Origin of the sequence: Citrobacter europaeus, assembly GCA_020099315.1 — a bacterium.
Taxonomy (GTDB): domain Bacteria; phylum Pseudomonadota; class Gammaproteobacteria; order Enterobacterales; family Enterobacteriaceae; genus Citrobacter; species Citrobacter europaeus.
Genome location: CP083650.1, coordinates 3,662,405 through 3,688,604, shown reverse-complemented (window position 1 = coordinate 3,688,604; position 26,200 = coordinate 3,662,405). Strand labels below are relative to the sequence as shown.

Genomic DNA, 26,200 nt, shown 5'->3' with positions numbered 1-26,200 from the left:
AGTTTATCCCTTACAAAATACGGCAGCGACGACTGTTATTGCCCCGGACGTCATGGCATCCGGGGCTGTAGTTATGGCGCTTTAACGCATTGCGTTAACGTCAGGGTACAATGTGATTTTGTTGCACCAGCTCATCGAGCGTGGTGTGTACGTTCTCCAGCGTTATGAGATTGGTTGAGTGATAAGTGTTGCCCGTACCGTCGCGGTCGATAGCAATCACCGTGTTGTTACCGCTGGTGGTCACGGTGAGGTAGTTGCCGAGCGTAGCGTTCTGCCCGTTCCAGCCCACCAGCAGGTCGCCGATATCGATTTTGTCGCCCTGGGCCAGCGAGAAGTTGGTCCAGGTGTCCGCTGTTCCGTTACCGCCGGTAGCGTCGTTGGCATTGAGCAGGTGATAAATCAGCGTATCGCCGTAGGCGCTGCCAGTCAGGCGATCGGCATCGACGGTACTCACCACTTGCGGATTCATATTGATGGTCAGCGTAGCGGTATCGGTATGGCCATTCTGGTCGTTAAGGGTGTAGGTAAATGTCTCTTTGGTGACGATGGTGGAGAGCGAGACATCGCTGTTGAGGGCATAGGTGTAATGACCATCAATGCCAATGGTCAGTTTGCCGTACAACCCGTTAATGATGGCGCTGGTCGTGCTGCTCAGCGGATCCAGCGTGGCGGCGCTGCCGCCCGTGCCATTCACCGTTAGCAAGGTATGCACGCTGGCAATATGGTCTCCGTCATAAATATTGCCGGTGACGCTGTTCGCTGTTGAAGTCTCGAAGTTTTGCAGATCGATTATCGTGCCTTTCACGCTGGGGGTGATGGTGATATTCCCCAGCCCCAGAGCCCCGACGCTGCCGGTATAGTCGAGGCGATAGTTGCCGGGGTGCAGTACTACCCCGCTGAGGGCAATATCGATATTGCCGCCAATCAGCAATCCGCCATTGAATGAGTTACCGGCAATCTTGACGTTGTTGCTGTCATACAGCGCCCAGGTGACGGTCAGTCCGCCCAGCGTCAGACCTGAAGCGACGTTAAAATGCAGTATGGCGTTTTGCACCGCCGTTCCCGTCGCGACTTCAATGACGCCAGTACCATTTTGTGAGGTGGGTGAAAGGAGTTGGGCGCTCCAGCTGGCGTTACCAACGCTGTTGTCGGTAAACGACCTGGATGTATCAGCCTGGGTGGTGACCGCCATCTGGCTGCTGATGTCGTTTACGGCATCCAGCGCCTGTGGGGTTGCCGTAATGTTCAGCGATGCGCTGCCGGTATCGCCATTTGGCGCTCTGACCTTATACACGAAGCTGTCCGGCGTGTTGATACCGTCTGCGCCCAGTCCGCTTCTCAGCGTGTAGGTGTAGTTCCCTCTCGCATCGATAGTCAGCGTGCCGTACTGCCCGTTAATGCTGGTAGTGCCGGTGCCGCTAACGGCGACACCATTCACTTCGGTAATAACGGTATTGGCCGGAGCCGAATCGTTGACCAGCAGGTTTCCATTGGTTGTCGCTGTCAGACTGTCGACGGCGTAGGTGTGATCCGCCTTAATATCCAGGGTGTAACCGGTCAGCAGCGTCAGACCGCCGGAGGCGTTAAGCAGGAACAGATAGTCACCGCCCGGCAGGGTGATGGTGTAGTCCGTTGAGCTACCACCTAACAGCGCCGTGACCCAGTTAGGTTTCACGCGGAACTGTTCATACTGCTGAATAGACTCGTTGAAGCGATAAACATAGAGATCAAAACCGCCCACCGTGACGCCGAGCACGCTGGCCTTGACGGTTAGCGTGCGGGTTGCGCCGTCATCTACGTTAAATTTGATCGGATTGGTTAAACCGTTAACCAGGCTGACATCCAGCACATTACCCAGTCCGACGTTGGCGAGCGTGAACCCGGTTTGCTGTGATGTGCCATGATCAACTGCGTTGACCTGCGTCCCGTAAGTCAGCGCAGCTACATCGTCTGCCGCGGTTACCGTACTGGTGGTTGGAGCCTGGCCGAGCGTTACCACCAGTTTTGCCGAGGAGTGATCGCTGCCATGCGTCAGCGTGTAGGTGAAACTTTCAGAACGACCATACACCGAGATTGACGTATTGGTCAGGGTATAGGTGTAGCTACCGTTCTGATTGATATGCAGAATACCGTATTTCCCTTGCACATCAATGCCGCCTGCCGGGATGTTCACAACGTTGCCGTTACCGTCGGTGATGGCGGTGACCAGCGTGCCGGAAGGCGCGTTATCCTGCCCGTTGGCGGGATCGGTATCGGTGATGATATTCCCGGATTCCGTGGTACCACCGATGATGGTCCCTGCGCTGGCTTTTACCACTGAGACATCAAGGCTGGTGTATGCCCCGGTCGCCAGCAGGTTGGTGTTGTAGCTGACCACGCGGTAATCACCGCCAGTCAGCCCGCTGTAATTGAGCGTTACGCCCGAGGCGCCCAGGGTGAGCAGGCTGGCGAAGTCTGGTTTCCCGGTATCCACCACTGTCACCCAGGCATTCAGCCCAGTGTCAAAGCGCTGGATAACGACTTCAAGCGTGTTCAGCAGTGACAGCACCACGCCGGTCGCAGCGGCATTGATTGTAATGGATCCACTGCCGCCAGAAGCGATGCTGAAATTCACGCTTGCCGTATCGTTCCCCAGTACGTTGGCGACATTCCCCAGCGCATTGACCAACAGGAAGCCATAATCGCTTTGATGCTCGGTGCTGACGGTCACATCGGTTTGTAGCGGCAGGCTGGTGACATTGTCTTCCGCCAGCAGCGGCAATACCGGTGCGAGAGCGCTTGTCGGCGATGAGGTATTTCCCGCCGCATCGGTCGCCGTGGCGGACAGCGACTGTCCTTCAATCTGGCGAACCGGCAGGTTTACGCTGTAGACACCGCTGCTGTTGGCGATTGCCGTCACGCTGGTGCCGCCGGGCAGAGAAATGGTGACCGTGCTTCCCGCTTCGGCGACGCCGCTGACGGTACCGCCATCGGCGCTGATCAGTATTGTTGGCGCGAGCGGTGGCGTGGTGTCCACAATCACGCTGAACGAACCGGACAACCCACTTGCACCGTTGGCGTTGGTTGCAGTGGCGGTAAACGCGTGGTTACCTTCACTGAGCGCGCCGGATGGGGTAAAGCTCCACAGCCCGTTACCGTCTGCGGTTGTGGTGCCCATTAGTACGCCGTTGTTGAACAGGCTGACGATGGCGTTAGCCTGCGCTGTTCCGCTAAGGGTTGGCAGGGTGTCATTGGTGGTTTTGCCCGCCGCGACCGGCCCCGTGATCGTGCCGACGTCATCGAACACGCTGGCAATAACAGGCGCAGGCGGTACGCCGGTAAACGGTGCCAGCACGTTACCCGCCGTGCCGATGTTGCCTGCGGCATCTTGTGCGCTAACCAGCAGCGTTTGCCCACTGATTTGCGGTGGGTTCAGCGTGAAGGTGAAATTACCGGAGGCATTGGCGGTTGCCGTGCCGAGCACCGTTCCGCCGCTGGAGGTAATAATGACCGTGCTGTTTGGCTCGGCAACGCCGGTGAGCGCGGTGCCGTTGGCGTTTACCGCCAGCCCGGTTGGGATCCCCGGGGCAACGGTATCGACCACGATCGCGGCCGCAGACGACATGCCACTGGTATTACCCGCACTGTCCGTTGCGGTGATGGTAAAGGAATGGGTGCCTTGCGCCAGCGCGGTAGCCGGGGTGTAGTTCCAGTTGCCGCTACCATCCGCCGTCACGCTGGTGACAAAACTGCCGTTATCATAAATATCAACCCGCGCGTTGGCTTCCGTGATGCCGTTTAACGTTGGGCGCGCGTCGTTAGTTGGCTGATTGCTGCCAATCGGCCCGGTATTTGGCCCAATATCATCAATAATGCTGCTGATCGAAGGCTGCGTCGGCGCCGTGGTGTCGACCACCACGCTAAAGCCTGGCGTCGCGCCGCTGGTGTTGCCCGCCGCATCGGTGGCGGTGACGGTGAAGGTGTGCGATCCATTCGCCAGCGGTGTGGTTGGGGTAAACGACCAACTGTTATTGCTTTGCACCACAGCGGTACCCAGCAGGGTGCTTCCGTCGTAGATGCTGACGGTGCTGCCTGCCTCGGCGGTGCCGTTCAGCGTCGGGCGCGCATCGTTGGTCAACTGTCCGTTGCTGAGCGCCGCATTGAACACGCCGCCTGCGATATCATCCACTACAGAGACCAGCAGTGGGACGGATGGCGCAATGGTGTCGACATTAATAGTAAACCCGCCTGAGACAGGACTCACGTTCCCGGCAGCGTCGGTGGCGATGGCGGTAAACACATGCTGGCCGTTGCCAAGTGTGGTGGTCAGATATTCCCAGGTGCCGTCTATCGTCGCAGTCACCGTTGCCAGCAGCGTGCCATTATCGTAGATGGCTACCCGGGCACCGGCTTCCGCTGAGCCGTTGAGTACGGGGCGGGTGTCGTTGGTAAAGGCTCCGTTCGACAGCGTTCCGGTTCCCGGCAACACGTCATCAAAAGCCTGGATAATCGTTGGCGCAAGCGGGGCGACGGTATCCACAACGATGTTAAATCCTGCAGACGTTGGGCTGATATTTCCGGCCGCGTCGGTGGCTGTTACCGTCAGCGCGTGGTTACCGTTGCCAAGCTGGGTTCCAGGTGTGAAGCTCCAGGCGCCCGTACCATCCGCGGAAGTAAAGCCGATTAACGATCCGTTATCGTAAATTCTCACCGTGGAATTGGCTTCCGCCGTACCGCTAAGTGTCGGAAGTGGATCGTTCGTGGCCTGACCGTTGTTCAGATTACCGATCAGCGGGCCGACATCATCTGCAACCTGAGTAATCACCGGTGCTGTCGGTGCCAAAGTATCGACGGTGTAGGTAAAGCCGCCAGAAGGCAGACTGGTATTGCCAGCGCTATCTGTAGCCGTGACGGTCAGAGTATGCAGGCCGTTACCTAATGCCGCGGAGGGCGTAAAACTCCAGGTTCCGCCTGCGCCGACGATGGTGGTGCCAATGGGTTGACCATCGCTCAGCACGGTAATGGTCGCGCCAATTTCACCGGTACCGCTGAGCGCCGGGCGACTTTCGTTGCTGATTTGCCCGTTGGAGATAGGCCCGGTTGTCGGCGCGGTATTGTCCTGAACGGTCAGAATTACCGGTGCTGATGGGGCAATTGAATCGACCAGAACGCTGAACGAGGCGGAGGCTCCACTGGTGTTGCCAGCCGCGTCCGTCGCCGTCACGGTAAAGATATTTTCGCCCTGAGCCAGCGCGCTGGTAGGGGTGAAGCTCCAGCTACCGGAGCCATCGGCATTTGCGGTGCCGATGATCGTACCATTACTGCGAATAGTGACAATGGCATTGGGTTCGGTAATGCCATTCAGCGTGGGTTGGGCATCATTGGTCAGTTGGCCGTTGGTCAGCAGAGTGCTTCCCGGTTGATCGTCGATAACTGACACAATCGTTGGCACTACTGGTGGGAGTGTGTCGACCAACAGCGAGAATGGCGCTGTTGCCGGGCTGACGTTACCAGCAGCGTCCGTGACCGTGGCGGTCAACGCGTGATTGCCCTCGCCGAGCGCCGGAGAAGGCGTAAAGCTCCAGATGCCGCTTCCGTCGCTGGTGGTTGTGCCAATCACCGTGCCGTTATCGCGGATGGTGACTACGCTATTGGCTTCGGTGGTACCTGCCAGGGTTGGCGTATTATCGTTGGTTGCCTGCCCGGAAATGAGCGTGGACGTTACACCTACATCATCGGTTACTGACACAATGATCGGCGCCGAAGGCAGGCCCGTATCAACCGTAATCGGGTATGGGGCAGATGCAACTCCCTGGTTTCCGGCGGCGTCGGTGGCGCGCGCGGTAAAGGTGTGAATACCGTCGCTCAGGGCATTCTGCGGGGTAAAGCTCCAGTTTCCGCTGCTGTTTACGGTCGTGGTTCCGATGGACTCGCCGCCGTCATAAACCGTAATGGTCGCCCCAATTTCGCCAGTACCACTCAACGTAGGACGCGTGTCGTTGGTGCTTTGTCCACTGCCGACATTGCCCGTCACCGGAGCCACGTCATCAGTAACGGCGGTGATGTCTGGCGCGAGCGGCGCGGTGGTATCGATGGTAATGGCATAGTTTGGCGACAGGCCGCTGGTGTCGAGTCCAACCGTTTGAGAGACCGCGTAGTTCCAGGTCGTGCCGTCCGCCAGCGCGCTGGGGATGGTGTAGCTCCAGGCACCGGTACTCGCGTCAGCCGGGACGGTGATCAGCAGAATTCCGTTTTGGTAGATATGTACATCAGCGCCGGCTGTTGCCACGCCTTGTAAGGTTGGCTGCGTGTCATTGGTCGTTTTTCCGTTACCAATTTCAGTTAAACCGGAAGGAACATCGTCGATGATTTGCAAAGTCGGTGGGTGTGGAAGGCCCGAGATAGAGGCGGTAAACGATGTTTCTCCGCTTTGGTTGCCCGCCTGATCCTGAGCGATCGCGTTCATTGTTTCACCCGCCGTCTGAGCCGGTGAAATCGTGACGGTGTAAGCGCCGGTAATGCTGTCAGCAACGGCCTGGCCGAGGACCGTGGTGCCATTTCTGATGATGACGGTGCTGCCCGGTTCGGCTGTCCCGTTCACCAGCGTACCGTTATTATCTATGATGGTTACGATGGGGGCAGGTGGCGCTTGCGTATCGGTTGTTATAATTACCGGGTTGCCCGCCGGGAGGCTATTACCTGCCGCATCCTGTGCGCCAAAGGTCAGCGTATGTTCCACATTGGCAGAAAGCGGAACGTCCACGCTCCATTTACCATCGGCTCCTACCGTGATGTTTAGCGGGATGAGATTGCCATTATCATAGATTAGGATCGTACTGCCCGGAGTTCCCGTTCCGCTGACGGTGGGGGAGAGATCGTCCGTCACGCTTCCATTGCCGAGTGTACCGGTAATCACGCCGACGTTATCTGCAATATCCGTCACCTGCGGGGCGGTAAGCGGTGTCGAATTCACCGTAAACGAAATGCTGTTTGAGGTGCCGCTGGGGTTGCCTGCAGCATCGGTGGCGACTGCCGTCAGCGTGTAGGTGCCGTTGGGCAGCGCCGTCGTCGGTGTGATGCTCCACAAACCATTTACTACGGTAGTAGTGCCTATGACGGTAGTGCCGTTATACAGCGTAATGATCGAGCCGCTCTCCCCGGTTCCGCGCACAGTTGGCGTACTGTCATCGGTTGTGCCGTTTGCTGGGATATCTCCCAGAACAGTGCCTGCGTTGTCATTTGCAGCAGAGATCGTAGGTGTTGCCGGAGGCGTAATATCAATGTTCAGGGTGACGGCAGTCGACGGCTGGCTGACGTTGCCTGCCGGATCGGTTGCGGTGATGGTGACCTGATAACTGTCCGGGTTAATAGCCGTGGTCGGCGTAAAGCTCCATGTGCCGTCCGCACCAACCTTGGTGGTGCCCAGCGGCGTAGCGTTGCCATCGAGATACACCGAAATAACATCACCTGCTGTACCGGTACCGCTAAAGGTTGGCGTGGTGTCATTAGTGTTGCCATTCGTCACGACACCCGTAACCGGAGCCACATCGTCGGTAATGATGGGCGCGCCAGGCTGTGCGGGAGGCGTATTGTCTACCGTCAGGGTAAAGCTTGCCGACGGGATCCCGGTGTTGCCCGCAACGTCAGTCGCTGTGGCGGTGAATTGATGCGGTCCTTCAGGAAGCGCATTTGGCGGCGTAAATGTCCATGTACCATTAGGCTGGACGATGGTGTTACCCAACGTTGTGCCGTTATCTGCAACGGTGATGGTAGCTCCCGGCTCGCCAGTCCCCGAAAGAACAGGGGTGGTACTTTTCGTACTGCCGCCGTTTGCCAGGGGGAGAGTGGCGCTGCCTATCAGTCCCTCCCCGGCGACGATAACCGGTGCGGCTGGCGGCGTGGTATCGATGGTTAACGTAAAGCTCCCGGCGTTGCTGGCGTTGCCTGCAACGTCCGTTCCGATAGCGGATAAATTGTGTAAGCCTTCGCTGAGCGGTTGGCTGAGTTGAATACTCCAGGTGCCTCCGGGTAAAACAGTCGTGCTTCCAATTGGCGTAGCCCCATCATAGATGGTGACCGTAGAACCGGCTGTTCCGGTACCTTTCAGCACTGGCAAGGTATCGTTTGAACGGCTTCCGGTAGGTAGATCGATAGGCGCATTCCCAACGTCGTCGGTCACAGCCAAAATGACAGGATCGCTTGGCGGTTGGGTATCTACGGTAACGCTGACCACTGTGGGTGAGGTGGTGACATTACCGGCGGCATCGGTTGCCGATACCGTAAACTGATGGGTGCGATCGCTGAGCGCCTGACTTCCCGGAACGGTATAGATCCAGGTACCCGAGTTGTCGACAAGAATTACCGTCAACAGCTGAATGCCATCGTACAGGCTCACCAGTGAACCTGGTTCACCAGTACCCGAGATGGTTGGCGTATTGTCGTTGGTGATCCAACCGTTGTTTGCCACACTACCCGTAATGCTGCCAACATCATCGTTAACCAACGTTATCACTGGAACTGTTGGGGCAATGGTATCGACAATAATTTTCCAGCTTGCCGCGCTGCTGGCGTTATTCGCGGCGTCTGTGGCTGTCACCGTGAAGATGTGAGCGCCCTCGCCCAGCGCCGAGGCTGGCGTATAGTTCCAGTTACCGTTGATATCAGCGGTAACGGTCGTCAGCAGGGTGCCGTTATCGTAAATTTTGACCTGAGAACCTGCTTCGGCGGTGCCTTCCAGTTTAGGTTTGCTGTCGTTAGTGACGTCGCCGTTATCGAGAGGGCCCTGGTACATGGGCTGGTCATCCGTCACGGCGGTAATGATGGGCGTTCCGGGGGCTGTGATATCCGGCGCCAGCGCCGAAGTCGGCTGACTCTCATTATTGCTGCTGTCCGTTGCGGTGACGTTTACCGTTTCGCCGTTCTTTTGCGATGGCGTAATCGACACGGCGAAGTTGCCGCCGCTGTCAGCCTGGCCTACACCAATCTGATTACCGTTGCTGTCTTTGACGGTGACGGTGCTTCCCGCTTCAGCTTGTCCACTCACAGACCCGCCGTCACCGGCGACGATAACGCCAGCAGGCGCATCAGGTGCCGTGGTATCCGGTGCGGTAATCGCGCTGTTGCCGCTGGTATTGCCAGCCGCATCCGTCGCGTTGGCGACAAGATGTTCTCCGTTGGTCTGCGGCGGAAGCAGCGTGGCGGTGAAACTTCCGTTCGGGCCGGCGGTTGTCGTTCCAATAATTGTGCCATCTGGGCCCAGAATATGTACCGTGCTATTGGATTCTGCTGTGCCGGTAACCTGATCGCCAGTGGGATTTATCAGCAAGTTAGCCGGCGGCTGCGGGGCCGTGATGTCTGGCGCAAGTGCAGTTTCCGGTGGGCTTGGGTTTCCGGCTGGATCGGTGGCGATAGCGGTAATGGTTTCGCCATTGGTCTGTGGCGGGTTAATGGTAATGGTAAATGCGCCATCCGTTCCGGCGACGCCGCTGCCGATCTGAACATTATTGCCGTCGGTAATAACTACGGTATTGCCCGGCTCAGTTGTCCCGGTGACGACGCTACCATCAGCGGAAACGCTGACATCGTCCGGCGCTGGCGGTGGCAGAGTGTCAATGCTGATATTAAATGCCGCCGACATGCCTCCTGTCCCTGACTGGTTTGTCGCCGTGGCGCTGAAGGCGTGTGGGCCGTCAGGCAAGAGCGTAGCGGAGGTCCAGGTCCAGTTGCCGCTGGTATCGGCAAGCACGCTTACAACAAACACCCCGTTGTTATAAATATTAACCGTGCTGTTGGCATCCGCAGTACCCGAGAGCGTAGGCGTTGGGTCGTTAGTGGCCTGATTATTGTTCAATGGTCCGGTTGAAGGGGCAACATCATCCATAATGCTGACGATAACGGGTACGCCCGGGTAGCCAGAGTTGGTGGCATTGAAGGACGTGTCTGGCCCGACGTTGCCTGCCTGGTCCTGAATCTTCGCGATCAGGGCTTCACCGTGCGTCTGTGAGGGAGAAATCGCGATCGAGAAATTACCGGTTTGATCAACGGTGGTTGAACCTAAAACCTGATTATTGCTGTCGATAATAATGACCAGGCTTCCCGCTTCCGCGCTCCCGGTTACTGTTGTACCTTCCGGATTAACGGAAGTAATGACCGCGGCGGCAGGCGGGGTAGTATCAACTGTGAATGTCGGCACGCTCGTTTCCGCGCTGACGTTACCCGCGGCGTCAGTTTGCGTCAGCGTCAGATTGTGAACGCCGTCGCTGAGCGGCGTGTCCGGTGTAAACGTCCAGTTACCATCGTCATCCACCTGAACCATGCCAATCAGAATGCCATTATCAGAAATGCTGATAAAACTACCTGCTTCGCCTGTGCCTGTGAGAGTTGGCGTGGCATCGTCGGTTATGCCGTTATTGGCGATAAGACCGGTGATGGAACCAACATTATCGATTTCCTGCGTGACCACAGGGGCGTCGGGGGCAAGCGTATCGACAATAATCTCCCAGCTGTCCGACATGCCGCTGCTGCCCGTACCGTCTGATGCACTGACGGTAAACTGGTGGGTACCGTCTGCGAGCGGAGATGATGGCGTAAACGACCAGTTGCCGTTGGCATCGATAGTGACCTGGCCTATTTCGACGCCGTTATCAAAAATATGCAATGTGGCATTTGCGGGACCGGTGCCCTGCAGAGTGGGCGTATTATCGTTGGTGGATTCCTGCTGATTAACAGGACCAGTAATCAGCTCCTGGTTATCGATTACGCTGGTAATAACGGGTACGTCAGGCATGTTAGGGGTTGTCGTTGGCGGTGTGCCACCATCGCCGTCGCCACTACCGTTCCCACCGTTACCTTCACCATTGCCGTTACCTTCACCGTTGCCATTGCCATTGCCATTGCCATTGCCATTGCCGTTCCCACCACTACCGTTCCCGGCGTTATTATCACTTCCTCCACCGCCGCCACCGCCACCACCACCCGCAGCAAGGCCAATTCCGCCCGCGACCGCGATCCCGCCAAGAACCCACGGCCAGACGGCGCCGCCTTCATGGCTACCTTCGGCCGTCATCAGCGGAGTGAGATCGTCCAGATGCTGGAAATGGAATGCCCCGTCAGTATCCTGAACCCACCATAGCGCGCCATTGCTGTCTTCCAGAACAAGCTGGTTTTGCGCATCACCTTTTCCGACATAGAAGTTTTTAATGGTGATGGTTTCACCTGAGCGGAGTGTGACAACCAAGTCCTGATTAACGCGTGTCAGTTGGCTCACCTCCTCACGTGACACCGACAGTTTCACGATAGAAGGCGAACTGAGCGTAACTTCAGAGGATTCAACATTTGTGGAAACGCCAGTTAATTTTGATACAACGGCGAGTAGACGCATATGTTCACTCCTGATGGCATGCCGGGAGTATTAATCCGCAACAGCGCGTTGGGAAAATGAGCAGACAGGGGCCCGTTCATCATAAAGATGAATTTACACATGTAATTTCATTGATTAGGTCAAGCAGATGTTATTTTATTGATTAATTACGTTCGGGCCCTTTGGGTTGAATAGTTCTTTCGTATTAGATGATATAGTCAGAAAGAAAGTATTCTGCAACTTATCCATATTAAAAAAGTATTTAGTGATTTGAAAAGGATACTTTCCAGTATGCTTTTAACGATCTCAGCTATTATAACATATTGTATTTTATGGTTTTTATTTTAGCGTGAATACGCATTAATATAATAAACACCAGTAATAATAGTGTTATTAAATAAGTAAAAATATGAGCGTAATGGTCTTGAACTTTTATTTTATTAGACTATGGACTGCTATCGTAACGTCAGGGAGGTTTATTTCATACCTGAACGATTCAGCACAAATAAACTATAAACCTGGTGAATGTATTGGGTGGGTTTCAATAACTAAAAAATAAGAACCAGCCTCAGAATGAGAGACTGGTCACAGGGAAGTTTCGTTTAGCGGCCAGCATTTTTCATAATACGCGCTTTATCTACCTGCCATTCGCGTTCTTTCACATCGGAACGCTTATCGTGCTGTTTCTTACCTTTCGCGACGCCAATTTTCACTTTGCACCAGGCGTTTTTCCAGTACAGCGAAAGCGCAACGACGGTATAACCATCACGATTCATACGACCATACAGAGAGTCGAGCTCACGCTGGTTTAACAACAGCTTACGGGTACGGGTGGGATCGCAGACCACGTGTGTTGAGGCCACCGCCATCGGCGTGAAGTTGGCGCCAAACAGGAACGCTTCGCCGTCTTTGAGAATGACATAGCTGTCGCCGATGTTAGCTTTACCCGCGCGCAGGGATTTGACTTCCCAACCTTGCAGGGCGAGTCCAGCTTCGAACTCTTCTTCAATAAAGTATTCGTGTCGTGCGCGCTTGTTCAGCGCGATTGTGGCTGAGCCAGGTTTGTGTGCTTTTTTCTTCGTCATAATGCCGCTCAGTATAGGTAATCTGGAATCGAAAAACACCCCATTTCATCCAGCGGGGCGCAAGGCGCTATCTTAGCACGAGTTAGGCTATAGCGTTTTTTTTAGCAGGTGATAAATGGTATTATTTGTGTGATTGATATTGATGGGAATTGTTATGCCTCAGATTAGCCGGACCGCTTTAGTACCTTACAGTGCGGAACAGATGTATCAGTTAGTGAATGATGTTAAATCCTATCCCCAGTTTTTGCCGGGTTGCACCGGTAGCCGCGTCCTGGAGTCGACTCCGGGACAAATGACGGCCGCTGTGGATGTCTCGAAAGCAGGGATTAGCAAAACATTCACCACGCGCAATCAACTGACCAGTAACCAGAGCATCCTGATGCATCTGGTCGATGGACCGTTCAAGAAACTGATTGGCGGCTGGAAGTTTACGCCACTGAGTCATGAAGCGTGTCGTATTGAATTTCATCTCGATTTTGAGTTTACCAATAAGTTAATCGAGCTGGCGTTTGGCCGTATCTTTAAAGAACTGGCTTCAAATATGGTGCAAGCCTTCACGGTTCGCGCGAAAGAGGTTTACAGTGTCAGCGTCGGCTAAAATTGTCGTTGAAGTGGCGTACGCGCTGCCTGAGAAACAGTATTTACAGCGCGTAACGCTGCAGCAGGGTGCAACAGTGGAAGAGGCTATCCGCGCTTCCGGGCTGCTGGAGTTACGAACCGATATCGATCTCAGTAAAAACAAAGTGGGTATCTACAGCCGTCCGGTAAAGCTTGCTGATGTTCTGCATGACGGCGATCGGGTGGAAATTTACCGGCCACTGATTGCTGATCCAAAAGAGCTGCGCAGACAGCGAGCAGAGAAATCCGCTAAAAAATAACAGACAATAAAAAAGGTGCTCATTGAGCACCTTTTTTTGATCTTCAAACCTACTTGTTGTCGGTCAGAGCGGGTTTGTTATCAATGTTGGTCAATACGCCGCTGCTGTTAAAGGTCAGCGTCAGCGTTTGCTGGGTTACGCCTTCATGTCCAGGCTGCTGACGGAACACATAAAACCAGGTGTTAGTGCCAAAAGGATCGGACATCATTGGTGTACCCAGGGCATAAGCAACCTGTTGTTGCGTCATACCCGTGCGCACTTTGGCGACATCGGTCGGTGTCAGATAATTCCCCTGGTTGATGTCAGGGCGGTAAACCACTCGCTCCAGAGTGGAACAGCCTGCAGTCAACATCAGTAGTACTGCTGCAGCAGCAGTCAGCGTTTTACAGCGCATAGTGATTTGATTCCTTTTCGGGCCCGAGCAGTACGCGGCTCATATGTAATATGCCGATGATAATAGACCTTTCACCACTTTAAAACCTTTTGCTGTCGGGTCGGTCGGCGATTTTATGTTGAACTCAGACCTTCACAAGGTAAAAAAGTTTATGCCGCCAGCAGTTCTTTTGCATTTGCGAGGGTATTGCGCGTCACTTCGCTACCGCCAAGCAGGCGGGCTAATTCCTGCAGGCGAGCGCGTTTATCAAGCGGCTGCATGTGTGTTTCCGTCATCGCGCCATCCGTTTCTTTACTGACGTAGAAGTGTTGGTGACCACAGCCAGCAACCTGCGGCAGGTGAGTCACACACATTACCTGAGTTGACTCGCCTAACTGACGCAGCATTTTGCCCACCACCGCAGCAGTTGGGCCGCTGATACCCACGTCCACTTCATCGAAAATCAGCGCCGGAGTTTCCATTTTACGTGCGGTAATGACCTGAATCGCCAGCGCAATACGCGACAGCTCCCCGCCGGAAGCCACTTTCGCAATTGGCTGTAACGGCTGACCCGGGTTAGTCGTCACTTTAAACTCAACGCGATCGGCTCCGTCTGCGCTCAGATGGTGCTCCTCAAATTTCACATCAATGCAAAAGACACCGTGCGGCATCGAGAGAGTATGCATGCTCTCTGTAATAAGTTGTCCCAGCTCCTGAGCATAATGTTGGCGCTGCTGGTGCAGCATTTTTGCCGTTTCCAATGCCTGCAAATGGTGATTGTTCACCGCCAGGGTTAAAGTTTCGAGCGAGTCGGCCTGATCGTCCAGTTGCTGTTGTTCATCCAGCAATGACTGATAGAACTGTGGCAGCGCTTCAGGGGCAACATGATGCTTACGCGCCAGCGAGATTTGTTTAGAAATGCGCTGCTCAAGTTCGAACAAACGATTAGGGTCTAAATCCAGACGATCGCAATAGTGGCGCAGCTCGTCGCTGGCTTCGCTGAGCTGGATAGTGGCCTCTTCCAGCATATCCAGAATACCGGAAAGCTTGCCGTCCATGCCTGCCAGTTCAGTAACCAGGTGCTTTGCGGTGTACAGTTGGCTTTGCAAATTGATGTCTTCACCATCCGCCAGGATAGCCAGCGCCTGCTGGCTGGTGGTGAGCAATTGCCCGCTGTTAGCCAGACGCTTGTACTCTTCATCAATTTGCTCAAATTCGCCCGGCTGCGGGTTGAATTCGTTCAGTTCCTTTAACTGGTATTGCAATAGTTCCGCCCGGGCTGCGCGTTCCTGACTTTGTTGTTGATGATGCGCCAGGTCACGACAGCTTTGGTGCCACAACTGGTAGCGCGCAGCCATTTCTTGAGTCAGGGACGCTTCATTGGCGTAACCGTCCAGCAGGGATTTTTGGTGTTCTGATTTAGTCAGGAGCTGATGTGCATGCTGACCGTGGATTTGAATAAGTAACTGGCCCAGTTCGCGCAACTGCGACAATGGAACGGCGGTACCGTTAATAAAGCCACGAGAGCGGCCGTCGCTGCTGATAACGCGACGCAGTAGACACTCACGGCCTTCCTCAAGCTGGTTCTCTTCCAGCCAGCGCAGAGCTGCGGGGGTATCTTTTAAGGCAAAATGGGCGCAGAGGTCGGCTCGCGTGGCGCCTGCACGCACCATGTCGGCGTCTGCGCGTCCGCCCAGACATAAACCGAGAGCATCAATGGCAATGGATTTACCCGCACCGGTCTCACCGGTAATAACGGTCATTCCGTTCTGGAAATCGATCTCAAGTTCACGAACGATAGCGAAATTGCTGATGGTCAGTTGTGCCAACATAGCTGTTTTCCTGTATGAAAAACCATAACTGTAATTACATACAGTATAAACTGGTTTTTTATACAGTAAAGAGGTTAGCGTTAAATTAGAATAATTTTTTTGACCAGCCTAGTTTTGTACTTAATGTGTTGAAATAGCTGTAATCTTTTGGATGTATCAGGTTCAGATGATAATCACAGCGGCGAATCAATACGTCTTCACCTTCCTGTATAGGCAGGGCTATTTGGCTGTCACAGCTGATCTCGAGATCGTTCCGGCGATGAGAAAAACGCAGGCGTATAGTGCTGCTACTGTTGATCACCAGCGGTCGCGCGGAAAGCGTATGCGGAAACATCGGAACCAGCGTAATGGCATCCAGAGAAGGTGTCAGAATTGGGCCTCCGGCAGAGAGCGAGTAGGCGGTAGAACCAGTTGGTGTGGAGATAATCAACCCATCTGAACGTTGAGAGAAGGCAAAGATTTCATCGATATAGACTTCGAATTCAATCATGTGCGCCACTTTCCCGGGGTGCAGCACAACTTCATTGATCGCAGTGCTAATGCGCTTCTGGCAATCCTGTTGGCATACCTGGGCTTCGAGTAAAAAGCGCTTTTCGCTGATGTAGTGGCCTTCCAGCACGTCAGCTAGCTGCTGTTGGGCATTGTCTGGGTCAAGGTCGGTCAGGAAACCAAGGTTGCCGCGGTTAATGCCAATAACCTTGATGTCATAACGTGCCAGAGTGCGTGCGGCGCCCAGCATATTGCCGTCGCCGCCGACGACCACGGCGAGGTCTGCCTGCTGGCCAATCTCTGCGAGCGTACCGGTTTTCACATTTTTCAGCTGTAGCTCGTGGGCGATTTGTTGCTCAACGATAACCTCATAACCTTTGGCGCACAGCCAGCGGTAGAGCATTTCATGTGTGGTCAGTGCAGTGGGGTGACGTGGATGCCCCACAATGCCAATACACTTGAAATGTTTGTTCATTTTCTCGAGGTCCTTGTAACGAAGATTAGTGACAATGTGAGTACTTCCCTTGAATCCCTGAATCTGATCCCCATAATAAGCCAAGTTAGCGAGATGAATGCGAAAAAAAACGCGGAGAAATTCATGAGTAGTAAAGAACAGAAAACGCCTGAGGGGCAAGCCCCGGAAGAAATTATCATGGATCAGCACGAAGAAGTTGAGGCGGTTGAATCGGACGCTTCTGCTGAGCAGGTGGATCCGCGCGATGAAAAAATTGCGAATCTTGAAGCTCAGCTTGCTGAAGCCGAAACTCGCGAGCGCGACAGCGTGTTGCGTATCAAAGCGGAAATGGAAAACCTGCGTCGTCGTACCGAACTTGACGTAGAAAAAGCGCATAAGTTTGCGCTGGAAAAATTCGTCAACGAACTGCTGCCGGTGCTGGATAGTCTGGACCGTGCGCTGGAAGTGGCGGACAAAGATAATGACGCTATGGCGGCGATGGTTGAAGGTATTGAGCTGACCCGTAAGTCAATGCTGGATGTCGTGGCGAAGTTTGGCGTACAGGTGGTTGCGGATATCGATGTGCCGATGGACCCGAATGTGCACCAGGCAATTGCAATGGTCGAGTCTGACGAAGTTGCTGCCGGTAATGTGCTGATGGTAATGCAAAAAGGCTATACCCTGAACGGACGTACCATCCGCGCCGCGATGGTCTCTGTGGCGAAAGCTAAAGGCTAATCAGCCTTCAGGTCGGGTAATGCTCACGCGCTACCCGGCCTGAATTTCGCTCACTGGTCCGACACGCTTTCTCGTAGCGGCTTGACCGGCAATACCTGCACCTGTTTAATCATATTGTCCTGCACGTCGAGAATATCGATATCGTACTGCCCAATACGCACACGCGTGCCGGCCACCGGGATCTCTTCCAGCGCTTCAAGAATAATACCGTTTACGGTACGTGCGTCATCTTCCGGCAGATGCCAGTTAAACGCCTTATTGATTTCACGAACGTTGGCGCTGCCGTCAATAATCACCGAGCCATCATTCTGTGGCGTTACCTCTTCGGCAAGCGTGGGTGACATTGAGGTGGTGAAATCGCCGACAATTTCTTCCAGAATATCCTCGACCGTGACCAGCCCCTGAATATCGCCATATTCATTGACGACCAATCCCACTTTCTTCTTATTTCGCTGAAACTTAATGAGCTGGGTGCTGAGCGGCGTGCCTTCCGGTACGTAATATATCTCGTCGGCGGCGCGTAACATGGTCTCTTTAGTGAACTCTTTTTTCTCGGCCATCAATCGCCAGGCTTCACGTACGCGCAGCATGCTGATGGCGTCGTCCAGCGAGTCGCGATACAGCACAATACGGCCGTGCGGGGAGTGCGAAAGCTGACGCACGATTGACTTCCAGTCATCGTTAATATCAATGCCGATGATTTCGTTACGCGGGATCATGATGTCATCGACGCTGACTTTTTCCAGATCCAGCACTGACAGCAGCATATCCTGGTTACGGCGTGAGATTTGCGAGCGCGATTCATTCACCAGCGTTCGTAGCTCATCTTTACTCAGCGAACCGCTCACTACGATATCCGTTTTGATGCCCATCATGCGCATCAGCAGCCGCGTGATGGTGTTGAGTAGCCATACCAGGGGCATCATCAGAATCTGCAGGGGAGCCAACAGGACGCTGCTTGGATAGGCGACTTTTTCCGGATACAGCGCGGCGATGGTCTTTGGTAATACTTCGGCAAAAACCAGTACTACAAACGTCAGTACCCCGGTGGCAATGGCGACGCCTGCATCGCCATACAGGCGCATACCGACAATGGTGCCGAGCGCGGAGGCCAGAATATTCACCAGATTATTACCGATGAGCACCAGGCTTATCAGGCGATCCGGCTTGCGAAGTAACTTTTCAACGCGTTTTGCCTGACGATTTCCCTGCTTGGCCCGATGACGTAGACGGTAGCGATTCAGGGTCATCATTCCGGTTTCAGAACCGGAAAAATAGGCGGAAATGACCACCATGATGAGAAGCGTGACAATGAGCGTGGTGGTGGAGATGTGTTCCACGTAGGGTTCCTTAAAGATTTAACTCACGAACTGCTGCAGTATACGGCTGCCGAAATAGGCCAGCGTCAGAATGACTGCGCCTGCGACGTTAAACCATACGACGCGACGTCCGCGCCAGCCTTCATGGTAATGCCCCCACAACAGAACGATATAGACAAACCATGCCACGATAGAGAGAACGGCTTTATCAATGTTCTCGGTACTGAACAGGTTATGCATGTAAAACAGGCCAGTGCACAGGGTGAGCGTCAGCAGAACCACGCCAATTTGGGTGATATGAAACATTTTCCGCTCAATACTCATCAGCGGCGGCATCTCATTGCTGAAGGCCAGTTTTTTGTTTTTCAGTTGGTAATCGATCCATGCCAGCTGTAGCGCATAGAGCGCGGCGATAATCAGCGTGGCGTAAGCGAACAGCGATAGCCCGATGTGAATCATCATGCCCGGCGTAGCCTCGAGATGAGTGATGAACTCGTTAGGCATAAACGTGGCGAAGGCCAGGTTTATCAGCGCAAAGGCGTAGACAATGGGCAGCAATAGCCAGCCACGATTACGGGAAGCGACGATGGTCATTACCGTACAAATCATCAGGCTAACCAGCGAGCCGACGTTCAACAGACTCAGGTTTTGTCCGCTTTCACCGCCGGGCAGAATACGCGCTTCCAGGGCGATAGCATGGCTTACCAGCGCGACGGCCGCAGAGAAAATAGCCATACGCCGCCAGCCGCTGTTTTTTTGCAGCAGAGCGGGAATAATCAGCGCGAGGCTGACTGAGTAGGCGACAAGGGCAAGCAGAGCAAAAACGGGCATATAGGTGTCGACAGTTGGCCAGTGATAAAGAAAAGCAGTATAGCGTTACGTGACCGCTGCTCCAACCGTTGCATAACAACAAAGGCGGCTTCATGTTATACTGCGACAAATTTCTGTTGATGTGTCGCTGTCGCGACCGACCGTTTCCACCCCAGGCGAGAGACAATGTTTGATAATTTAACCGATCGTTTGTCGCGCACGCTGCGCAATATCAGTGGCCGTGGACGCCTTACTGAAGACAACGTTAAAGAGACGCTGCGCGAAGTGCGCATGGCGCTGCTGGAGGCTGACGTAGCGCTGCCAGTAGTGCGTGAGTTTATCAATCGCGTAAAAGAGAAAGCGGTTGGTCATGAAGTTAACAAAAGCCTGACGCCGGGTCAGGAGTTCGTCAAGATTGTCCGTAACGAACTGGTTGCGGCAATGGGCGAAGAAAACCAGACCCTGAATCTGGCAGCGCAGCCACCAGCCGTGGTACTGATGGCGGGCCTGCAGGGTGCGGGTAAAACGACCAGCGTCGGTAAGCTGGGTAAATTCCTGCGCGAGAAGCACAAGAAGAAAGTGCTGGTGGTCTCCGCGGACGTGTATCGCCCGGCGGCGATCAAACAGCTGGAAACGCTGGCCGAGCAGGTTGGTGTCGACTTCTTTCCGTCAGATGTCGGTCAGAAGCCGGTCGATATCGTTAACGCCGCGCTGAAAGAAGCCAAACTCAAATTCTACGATGTGCTGCTGGTGGATACCGCCGGTCGTCTGCACGTTGATGAAGCGATGATGGACGAAATCAAACAGGTCCACGCTTCGATCAAGCCGGTAGAAACGCTGTTTGTGGTCGACGCGATGACCGGTCAGGATGCCGCGAATACGGCAAAAGCCTTTAACGAAGCGCTGCCGTTAACCGGTGTGGTGCTGACTAAAGTTGATGGTGATGCCCGTGGCGGTGCGGCGCTCTCTATTCGTCATATCACCGGCAAGCCGATTAAATTCCTCGGCGTCGGCGAGAAAACCGAAGCGCTGGAGCCGTTCCACCCGGACAGGATTGCTTCACGTATTCTCGGCATGGGCGACGTGCTGTCGCTGATCGAAGATATCGAAAGCAAGGTTGACCGCGCGCAGGCAGAGAAATTAGCCAGCAAGCTGAAAAAAGGCGATGGCTTCGATCTCAACGATTTCCTTGAGCAGCTCAACCAGATGAAAAACATGGGCGGCATGGCAAGCCTGATGGGCAAGCTGCCGGGCATGGGTCAGATTCCTGACAACGTGAAATCGCAGATGGACGATAAAGTGCTGGTGCGTATGGAAGCCATCATCAACTCGATGACGATGAAAGAACGCGCTAAGCCGGAAATCATCAAAGGTTCCCGTAAACGCCGTATTGCTGCCGGTTGCGGTATGCAGGTACAGGACGTAAACCGCCTTCTGAAACAGTTCGACGACATGCAGCGCATGATGAAGAAAATGAAGAAAGGCGGAATGGCGAAGATGATGCGTGGTATGAAGGGGATGATGCCGCCAGGATTCCCAGGCCGCTAATCGGCCTGGCTTGTTTGCCATTTCGGCACCGGGGTGTGCTCGCCATCCTCACGTACTGCGTGTACGCTCCGGTGGCTGCGCGCACGCCGGCACCGAACTGACTGCACCGCCAACGGCCTTTTATAGCAGAGTTATCAACTGCTGATTGCATTTTCCCCAGAAATCAGTAAAATTTTCGGGCTTTTAATATGACACCCGGGCTCCGTTCCTCGATGGGGCCTGGGTGTTTTATTCACACAAGAGGATGTTATGGTTACTATTCGTTTAGCTCGTCACGGCGCTAAAAAGCGTCCGTTCTACCAGGTTGTTGTTACCGACAGCCGTAATGCACGCAACGGTCGCTTCATCGAGCGCGTTGGCTTCTTTAACCCAATCGCTAGCGAAAAAGAAGAAGGCACTCGCCTGGATCTGGATCGCATCGCTCACTGGGTTGGCCAGGGCGCGACTATTTCTGATCGCGTAGCTACGCTGATCAAAGCAGCAAACAAAGCAGCTTAATCTGTCACGGTGGTCATGATGAGCAAGCAACTCGCCGCACAGGCTCCTGTAGAACCCATCGTTTTGGGGAAAATGGGGTCTTCTTACGGTATCCGTGGTTGGCTCAGAGTGTTTTCTTCCACTGAAGACGCCGAAAGCATTTTTGACTATCAGCCCTGGTTTATCCAGAAGGCGGGTCAGTGGCAGCAAGTACAGCTGGAAAGCTGGAAGCACCACAATCAGGATCTGATCATCAAGCTGAAAGGCGTTGACGATCGTGATTCGGCGAATCTACTGACTAATTGCGAAATTGTCGTGGATTCCTCGCAGTTGCCAGCGCTGGAAGATGGTTCCTATTACTGGAAAGACCTTATGGGCTGCCAGGTAGTGACCACTGAAGGCTACGATCTCGGTAAAGTCGTCGATATGATGGAAACCGGTTCGAATGACGTCATCGTCATCAAGGCAAACCTGAAAGATGCGTTTGGTATCAAGGAACGTCTTGTACCGTTCCTCGATGGGCAGGTTATCAAGAAAGTCGATCTCGCTACTCGTACTATCGAAGTAGATTGGGATCCTGGTTTTTAAACCACCGGATAAACGGTAAAAGTCGGCGTTATGGGGATTGGCTTGTGTTTATAGGTATCGTTAGCCTGTTTCCAGAAATGTTCCGCGCAATTACCGATTACGGGGTAACTGGCCGGGCAGTAAAAAATGGCCTGCTGAACATCCAGAGCTGGAGTCCTCGTGACTTTACTCATGACCGGCACCGTACCGTGGACGATCGTCCTTACGGCGGCGGACCGGGGATGTTAATGATGGTGCAACCTTTACGGGACGCCATTCATGCAGCAAAAGCTGCGGCTGGTGAAGGCGCAAAGGTGATTTATCTGTCACCTCAGGGACGCAAGCTTGATCAAGCGGGCGTTAGCGAACTGGCCACGAATCAAAAGCTGATTCTGGTATGTGGTCGCTATGAAGGAATAGATGAGCGCGTGATTCAAACCGAAATTGACGAAGAATGGTCAATCGGCGATTACGTACTCAGCGGTGGTGAGTTACCGGCAATGACGCTGATCGACTCCGTTTCCCGGTTTATTCCGGGAGTTCTGGGTCATGAGGCTTCGGCAATCGAAGATTCGTTTGCTGATGGGTTGCTGGATTGCCCGCACTATACCCGACCTGAAGTGTTAGAGCAGATGGAAGTACCGGCGGTGTTACTGTCGGGGAACCACGCTGAGATACGTCGCTGGCGTTTGAAGCAGTCGTTGGGCCGGACCTGGCTTAGAAGACCTGAACTTCTGGAAAACCTGGCTCTGACTGAAGAGCAAGCAAGGTTGCTGGCGGAGTTCAAAAAGGAACACGCACAACAGCAACATAAACATGATGGGCAGGCGTAAGCCCCCAATATCAGTTTACCCAGGATAAGAGATTAAATTATGAGCAACATTATTAAGCAACTTGAACAAGAACAGATGAAGCAGGACGTACCTTCCTTCCGTCCGGGTGATACCGTGGAAGTGAAAGTATGGGTTGTTGAAGGTTCCAAAAAACGTCTGCAGGCATTCGAGGGCGTGGTTATCGCTATTCGTAACCGCGGTCTGCACTCTGCATTCACTGTTCGTAAAATTTCCAACGGCGAAGGCGTTGAGCGTGTCTTCCAGACTCACTCTCCGGTAGTTGACAGCATTGCTGTTAAACGTCGTGGTGCTGTTCGTAAAGCTAAACTGTACTACCTGCGTGAGCGCACTGGTAAGTCTGCTCGTATCAAAGAGCGTCTTAACTAAGATTCGCGCAAGCGACATCCTGTTAGAAAAGGGCTGGCCGAAAGGCTGGCCCTTTTTTTATCCCGACATTTACTCTTTTGTTCTTTATGGCAATGGAATGACTGCGCGGTGCGCAGCCAGTGGGGAGTGATTATGGTGTCGCGATCACGACCGCAACGCGGCGGTTTTCAGCACGACCTTTTGAGGTCTGGTTACTGGCGATCGGGTATTTCTTCCCGAGGCCCTGGGTTGTCAGGTTGGTGCGGGGGATGTTGGCGCCCTTTGCCCAGGCATCGGCAACCACATTCGCGCGTTTGAGCGACAGCGCTTCGTTGTAGCTGTCTTCGCCGTAGTTATCGGTATGACCATCCAGGCGCGCATGGTTAAGCCCGGTAGCAGCCAGTTTGGATGCCATTTCCTGGATCTGCTTTTCGCTTTCAGGACGGAGCTTATAGTCGTTTTTGTCAAACAGAATGTTGTCAGACAGGCCAAGAGACCAGTCTCCGGAAGCTTCGGTAAATCCGTACGATTTCATGGCTGCAATTTGCTCTGGGGTAAATTTTCCCTGAGGTGCCTGACAGCCCGCCAAAATCAGTAAAAGCAGAAGAAGCGGCGACAATAGACGTTTTAGCATGTGTGTAATTCCTTATTTTTTAATAATGCGTTCAGCACGCAAATTTTTGGCCTGATACATATTTTGATCGGCAAGTTCTTGTAATTTCTCGGCAGAGGCGTGTTCCCACGTCAGCGCAAAACCAATGCTGAGTGTCATGCTTGCCAGATGACCATTATGCAGGTCAAAAGGTCGGTTAAACTCTTGTGACAGTGCCGCGCAGATCCGCTGAACTTCGTATTCAGAGTGAACGCTGTAAAGCACCATAGCGAATTCATCGCCGCCAAGCCTGTATGGGTGATGTCGAGTTCCACCAAACTCGGACAGCCTTTTTGCCACTTCAATCAGGACCCGATCCCCCGCTGCGTGGCCCCAGGTATCATTTATAAATTTAAAATTATCACCATCAAGAAATAACAATGCGGAACTGCTGTGCGCGGCATCGTCATTCATCAGGGCGTTAATACTGCTGCGAAATGCGGCGCGATTCGCCAGGCCCGTCAAAGGATCGTGTAGAGCGGTACGCAAAAGCTGGGCGTTTTTTGCCTGCAGTCGCAGCTGCCACTCTTCCATCTCGTCCAGCAGACTATTAAAGTCCTGGGCAAAAAGATGAAACTCTTCAATGCGCTCTTCTGAAACGCGTCGTGAAAAATTACGGTTGGTACGAACATCATGTACCACCTCGGTGATATTTTGCAGAGCTTCCACGACGCCATTATGTAAATAGCGAGTGAGCATTAATGCAATGCCAGATGCTAACAGAATGCATCCGGTAAGAACGGCCAGTGACAAATAAATGAAATGACTGATAACGCTATCGCGCGCAGTCAATCGTACTTCGCCGATGACGTTGCCATTATGCAAGATCGGCTGAGTAACCGGTTGTGGGAACAGCCAGTGGCTGATCATACCGCTGATTTTTTCGGTCGTATCCTGCGCGTTATAACGCCAGGTGGCGATTACCTTCTGGTTTTTATTACGTACTTCTGCAACGGAAAATTGCCCCTGTTGGCCCAGCGCCGCCAGCGTTTCAGTTGCCGCGACACCATCAGAAAAGACGAGCGCTGCTTCAAGCGTGCGGGTCATGGTTGCTGCGGTCAGATCCAGGTTCTTTTGCGCATACTGCCTCAGTGCCAGCACGGAAGATATGCTGAGCAGCAGCCAGATCAGCGTCATGGTTACCAGAACGCTGATTATGCTGATACGCCGCAATGTCCGCTTAAACGTCGGGCGTGTTATGGGAGAATGGTCCTTATCCATGCTTATTATTCCGTGCAAGCATCAATACGTCTGGACTGACCCTTACGCCGCTGCGTGAAAGGGAATCCATATTTACGGAAAATCTCACATCTTCATCTTTAATTATGAGGCAAAAAGCGCTGCCAATAATGCATTCGGGATTCTGTTCAGCAATTAATAGCAATGCCTTAGACGGATATTTATTCTTTAATTCCACCTGATAAGTAGGGGATTCTTTTCCAAAATAAAAACCGTCACACTGCGAAACTAATATTTCTTGTTCCGTACGAATGATGACGGGAAGATAGGGTAATGCACCAGCACTGGTATCTTTCAGAACACTGGAAAAACGCGATGAAGAGAAAATACACAGTTTGGGGGGCCCGGACAGTGCGGGCCAACGTGTATAACTGACGATGCCGGAAACCATAGCGCGTACAGATTTCGCTTCTTCCGTAACGCTTTGGGCGTACAGCGGTAATCCGGTCAGGAGCAGTGCCAGTAGAAGTATGAGTCGGTAAGAATAGCTCATGAATAGTTACCTACCAGCGTTTGCCGTAAAACGTCGAAATACATTCAAGATTGTTTAGGACAAAATAACATTATTTTCCTAAGCCGTCATTATGCCAGGGATAAAGCAACAGATGATTTAAGTAAAATCTTAGTGATTAATAAAATATAACCTATTGTTTAGTTTAATCTTATTGAGGCAGCACCTTCGGTTGCCCCTTTTTGCCAGGCGCTGTGTAACTGGTCAACATTTTCGACCGTATCACAACTTGCGGGAAAGGTTTTCCCGGTCAAACCCCTGGCATAAACAAAATCCTGCTGGCAGGTTTTACGTTGTCCCTCGGCGTAACCCTTAAGATATTTCGTACGATCGACTTCAGGGTCATTGTAGTTGTCGGCAAGAGTTTCATTATCTTTAACGGCATACCCCGAAATGGCATCTTGTATCCCGGCATCGTACCAGTCGGTACCCGTCCAGGTTGGGGCGTGGGTATAGGGATCTATCTGGCATCCGCTAATAAATAATAGAAATAAGGTGCTGATGAATTGCTTCATTGCCTGTACTCCTTCGTTTTTGTAAGCATAGCGGATCTGAATATTGGTTGGTGTAAATTTAAGTGTACATTCATGATGGCTGATTTTGGCTTTAAATTGCATGTTGTAAATTAAAATTTACGGATTGTGGATTGAAATCTTTACCCATTATGTTATCGTTATCTCCTCCTCGCTGA

General features: G+C 53.2%; 19 protein-coding genes. 8 read left to right on the top strand and 11 right to left on the bottom strand.

Annotated features, from left to right (window positions below; genetic code table 11):
- Window positions 1-100 precede the first annotated feature (100 nt).
- Both LA337_17345 and smpB read right to left on the bottom strand, forming a co-directional pair.
- On the bottom strand, window positions 101-11,359 hold the full coding sequence (locus LA337_17345) for an Ig-like domain=containing protein (GenBank protein ID UBI14922.1): 11,259 nt from the start codon (window positions 11,357-11,359) through the stop codon (window positions 101-103).
- 581 nt (window positions 11,360-11,940) lie between these two features.
- Window positions 11,941-12,423, bottom strand: coding sequence for an SsrA-binding protein SmpB (smpB, locus tag LA337_17340; GenBank protein ID UBI14921.1), 483 nt, complete (start codon window positions 12,421-12,423; stop codon window positions 11,941-11,943).
- A gap of 154 nt (window positions 12,424-12,577) precedes the next feature.
- On the opposite strand from smpB, the gene ratA reads away from it, so the two are divergent.
- Together ratA and LA337_17330 are read left to right on the top strand one after the other, a co-directional pair.
- The gene (gene ratA / locus LA337_17335; protein ID UBI14920.1) at window positions 12,578-13,021 is read left to right on the top strand and encodes a type II toxin-antitoxin system toxin RatA; all 444 of its coding nucleotides are present in this window, start codon (window positions 12,578-12,580) and stop codon (window positions 13,019-13,021) included.
- Entirely contained in the window at window positions 13,005-13,301 is a 297-nt protein-coding gene (locus tag LA337_17330; protein UBI14919.1) for an RnfH family protein, read from the top strand. Before ratA ends, LA337_17330 begins: the two co-directional genes overlap by 17 nt.
- 49 nt (window positions 13,302-13,350) lie before the next feature.
- Here the strand turns inward: LA337_17330 and bamE are convergent, their stop codons facing one another.
- From bamE to nadK, 3 genes are all read right to left on the bottom strand, one after another.
- Window positions 13,351-13,695, bottom strand: coding sequence for an outer membrane protein assembly factor BamE (bamE, locus tag LA337_17325; GenBank protein ID UBI14918.1), 345 nt, complete (start codon window positions 13,693-13,695; stop codon window positions 13,351-13,353).
- Window positions 13,696-13,844: 149 nt separating this feature from the next.
- Window positions 13,845-15,506, bottom strand: a complete 1,662-nt coding sequence (recN, locus tag LA337_17320; protein UBI14917.1) for a DNA repair protein RecN — start codon at window positions 15,504-15,506, stop codon at window positions 13,845-13,847.
- Between the two features lie 85 nt (window positions 15,507-15,591).
- The gene (gene nadK / locus LA337_17315; protein UBI14916.1) at window positions 15,592-16,470 is read right to left on the bottom strand and encodes an NAD(+) kinase; all 879 of its coding nucleotides are present in this window, start codon (window positions 16,468-16,470) and stop codon (window positions 15,592-15,594) included.
- Between the two features lie 123 nt (window positions 16,471-16,593).
- Between nadK and grpE the strand changes: the two genes are divergently transcribed.
- Window positions 16,594-17,187, top strand: a complete 594-nt coding sequence (gene grpE, locus LA337_17310; protein UBI14915.1) for a nucleotide exchange factor GrpE — start codon at window positions 16,594-16,596, stop codon at window positions 17,185-17,187.
- Between the two features lie 50 nt (window positions 17,188-17,237).
- On the opposite strand, the gene LA337_17305 is transcribed toward grpE, so the two are convergent.
- The gene (locus tag LA337_17305) at window positions 17,238-18,527 is read right to left on the bottom strand and encodes an HlyC/CorC family transporter (protein ID UBI14914.1); all 1,290 of its coding nucleotides are present in this window, start codon (window positions 18,525-18,527) and stop codon (window positions 17,238-17,240) included.
- A gap of 18 nt (window positions 18,528-18,545) precedes the next feature.
- Window positions 18,546-19,337: an inner membrane protein YpjD gene (locus LA337_17300; GenBank protein ID UBI14913.1), complete on the bottom strand. Its 792-nt coding sequence runs from the start codon at window positions 19,335-19,337 to the stop codon at window positions 18,546-18,548.
- A 165-nt stretch (window positions 19,338-19,502) separates the two neighbouring features.
- Between LA337_17300 and ffh the strand changes: the two genes are divergently transcribed.
- From ffh to rplS, 5 genes are all read left to right on the top strand, one after another.
- Window positions 19,503-20,864: a signal recognition particle protein gene (gene ffh, locus LA337_17295; protein UBI14912.1), complete on the top strand. Its 1,362-nt coding sequence runs from the start codon at window positions 19,503-19,505 to the stop codon at window positions 20,862-20,864.
- Between the two features lie 249 nt (window positions 20,865-21,113).
- Complete coding sequence (gene rpsP / locus LA337_17290; protein ID UBI14911.1) at window positions 21,114-21,362, top strand: 30S ribosomal protein S16; 249 nt, start codon at window positions 21,114-21,116, stop codon at window positions 21,360-21,362.
- A gap of 18 nt (window positions 21,363-21,380) precedes the next feature.
- Complete coding sequence (gene rimM, locus LA337_17285) at window positions 21,381-21,929, top strand: ribosome maturation factor RimM (GenBank protein ID UBI18502.1); 549 nt, start codon at window positions 21,381-21,383, stop codon at window positions 21,927-21,929.
- Window positions 21,930-21,973: 44 nt separating this feature from the next.
- Window positions 21,974-22,741: a tRNA (guanosine(37)-N1)-methyltransferase TrmD gene (gene trmD / locus LA337_17280; GenBank protein ID UBI14910.1), complete on the top strand. Its 768-nt coding sequence runs from the start codon at window positions 21,974-21,976 to the stop codon at window positions 22,739-22,741.
- 39 nt (window positions 22,742-22,780) lie between these two features.
- Window positions 22,781-23,128 carry a 50S ribosomal protein L19 gene (gene rplS / locus LA337_17275; GenBank protein UBI14909.1) on the top strand — a complete coding sequence of 116 codons (348 nt, stop codon included), beginning with the start codon at window positions 22,781-22,783 and terminating at the stop codon, window positions 23,126-23,128.
- Between the two features lie 130 nt (window positions 23,129-23,258).
- On the opposite strand, the gene LA337_17270 is transcribed toward rplS, so the two are convergent.
- The 4 genes from LA337_17270 to LA337_17255 form a co-directional block, all read right to left on the bottom strand.
- Window positions 23,259-23,741: an OmpA family protein gene (locus LA337_17270; GenBank protein UBI14908.1), complete on the bottom strand. Its 483-nt coding sequence runs from the start codon at window positions 23,739-23,741 to the stop codon at window positions 23,259-23,261.
- A 12-nt stretch (window positions 23,742-23,753) separates the two neighbouring features.
- The gene (gene dgcN, locus LA337_17265) at window positions 23,754-24,980 is read right to left on the bottom strand and encodes a diguanylate cyclase DgcN (GenBank protein ID UBI14907.1); all 1,227 of its coding nucleotides are present in this window, start codon (window positions 24,978-24,980) and stop codon (window positions 23,754-23,756) included.
- Window positions 24,973-25,491: a YfiR family protein gene (locus LA337_17260; GenBank protein UBI14906.1), complete on the bottom strand. Its 519-nt coding sequence runs from the start codon at window positions 25,489-25,491 to the stop codon at window positions 24,973-24,975. Before LA337_17260 ends, dgcN begins: the two co-directional genes overlap by 8 nt.
- A gap of 158 nt (window positions 25,492-25,649) precedes the next feature.
- The gene (locus LA337_17255; GenBank protein UBI14905.1) at window positions 25,650-26,024 is read right to left on the bottom strand and encodes a DUF2799 domain-containing protein; all 375 of its coding nucleotides are present in this window, start codon (window positions 26,022-26,024) and stop codon (window positions 25,650-25,652) included.
- Window positions 26,025-26,200 lie beyond the last annotated feature (176 nt).

Bases quoted from the DNA above. Each gene is read 5' to 3' on its own strand.
- LA337_17345 (UBI14922.1), bottom strand. From the start codon at position 11,359: ATGCGTCTACTCGCCGTTGTATCAAAATTAACTGGCGTTTCCACAAAT.
- smpB (UBI14921.1), bottom strand. From the start codon at position 12,423: ATGACGAAGAAAAAAGCACACAAACCTGGCTCAGCCACAATCGCGCTG.
- ratA (UBI14920.1), top strand. From the start codon at position 12,578: ATGCCTCAGATTAGCCGGACCGCTTTAGTACCTTACAGTGCGGAACAG.
- bamE (UBI14918.1), bottom strand. From the start codon at position 13,695: ATGCGCTGTAAAACGCTGACTGCTGCTGCAGCAGTACTACTGATGTTG.
- recN (UBI14917.1), bottom strand. From the start codon at position 15,506: ATGTTGGCACAACTGACCATCAGCAATTTCGCTATCGTTCGTGAACTT.
- nadK (UBI14916.1), bottom strand. From the start codon at position 16,470: ATGAACAAACATTTCAAGTGTATTGGCATTGTGGGGCATCCACGTCAC.
- grpE (UBI14915.1), top strand. From the start codon at position 16,594: ATGAGTAGTAAAGAACAGAAAACGCCTGAGGGGCAAGCCCCGGAAGAA.
- LA337_17300 (UBI14913.1), bottom strand. From the start codon at position 19,337: ATGCCCGTTTTTGCTCTGCTTGCCCTTGTCGCCTACTCAGTCAGCCTC.
- ffh (UBI14912.1), top strand. From the start codon at position 19,503: ATGTTTGATAATTTAACCGATCGTTTGTCGCGCACGCTGCGCAATATC.
- rpsP (UBI14911.1), top strand. From the start codon at position 21,114: ATGGTTACTATTCGTTTAGCTCGTCACGGCGCTAAAAAGCGTCCGTTC.
- rimM (UBI18502.1), top strand. From the start codon at position 21,381: ATGAGCAAGCAACTCGCCGCACAGGCTCCTGTAGAACCCATCGTTTTG.
- rplS (UBI14909.1), top strand. From the start codon at position 22,781: ATGAGCAACATTATTAAGCAACTTGAACAAGAACAGATGAAGCAGGAC.
- LA337_17270 (UBI14908.1), bottom strand. From the start codon at position 23,741: ATGCTAAAACGTCTATTGTCGCCGCTTCTTCTGCTTTTACTGATTTTG.
- dgcN (UBI14907.1), bottom strand. From the start codon at position 24,980: ATGGATAAGGACCATTCTCCCATAACACGCCCGACGTTTAAGCGGACA.
- LA337_17260 (UBI14906.1), bottom strand. From the start codon at position 25,491: ATGAGCTATTCTTACCGACTCATACTTCTACTGGCACTGCTCCTGACC.
- LA337_17255 (UBI14905.1), bottom strand. From the start codon at position 26,024: ATGAAGCAATTCATCAGCACCTTATTTCTATTATTTATTAGCGGATGC.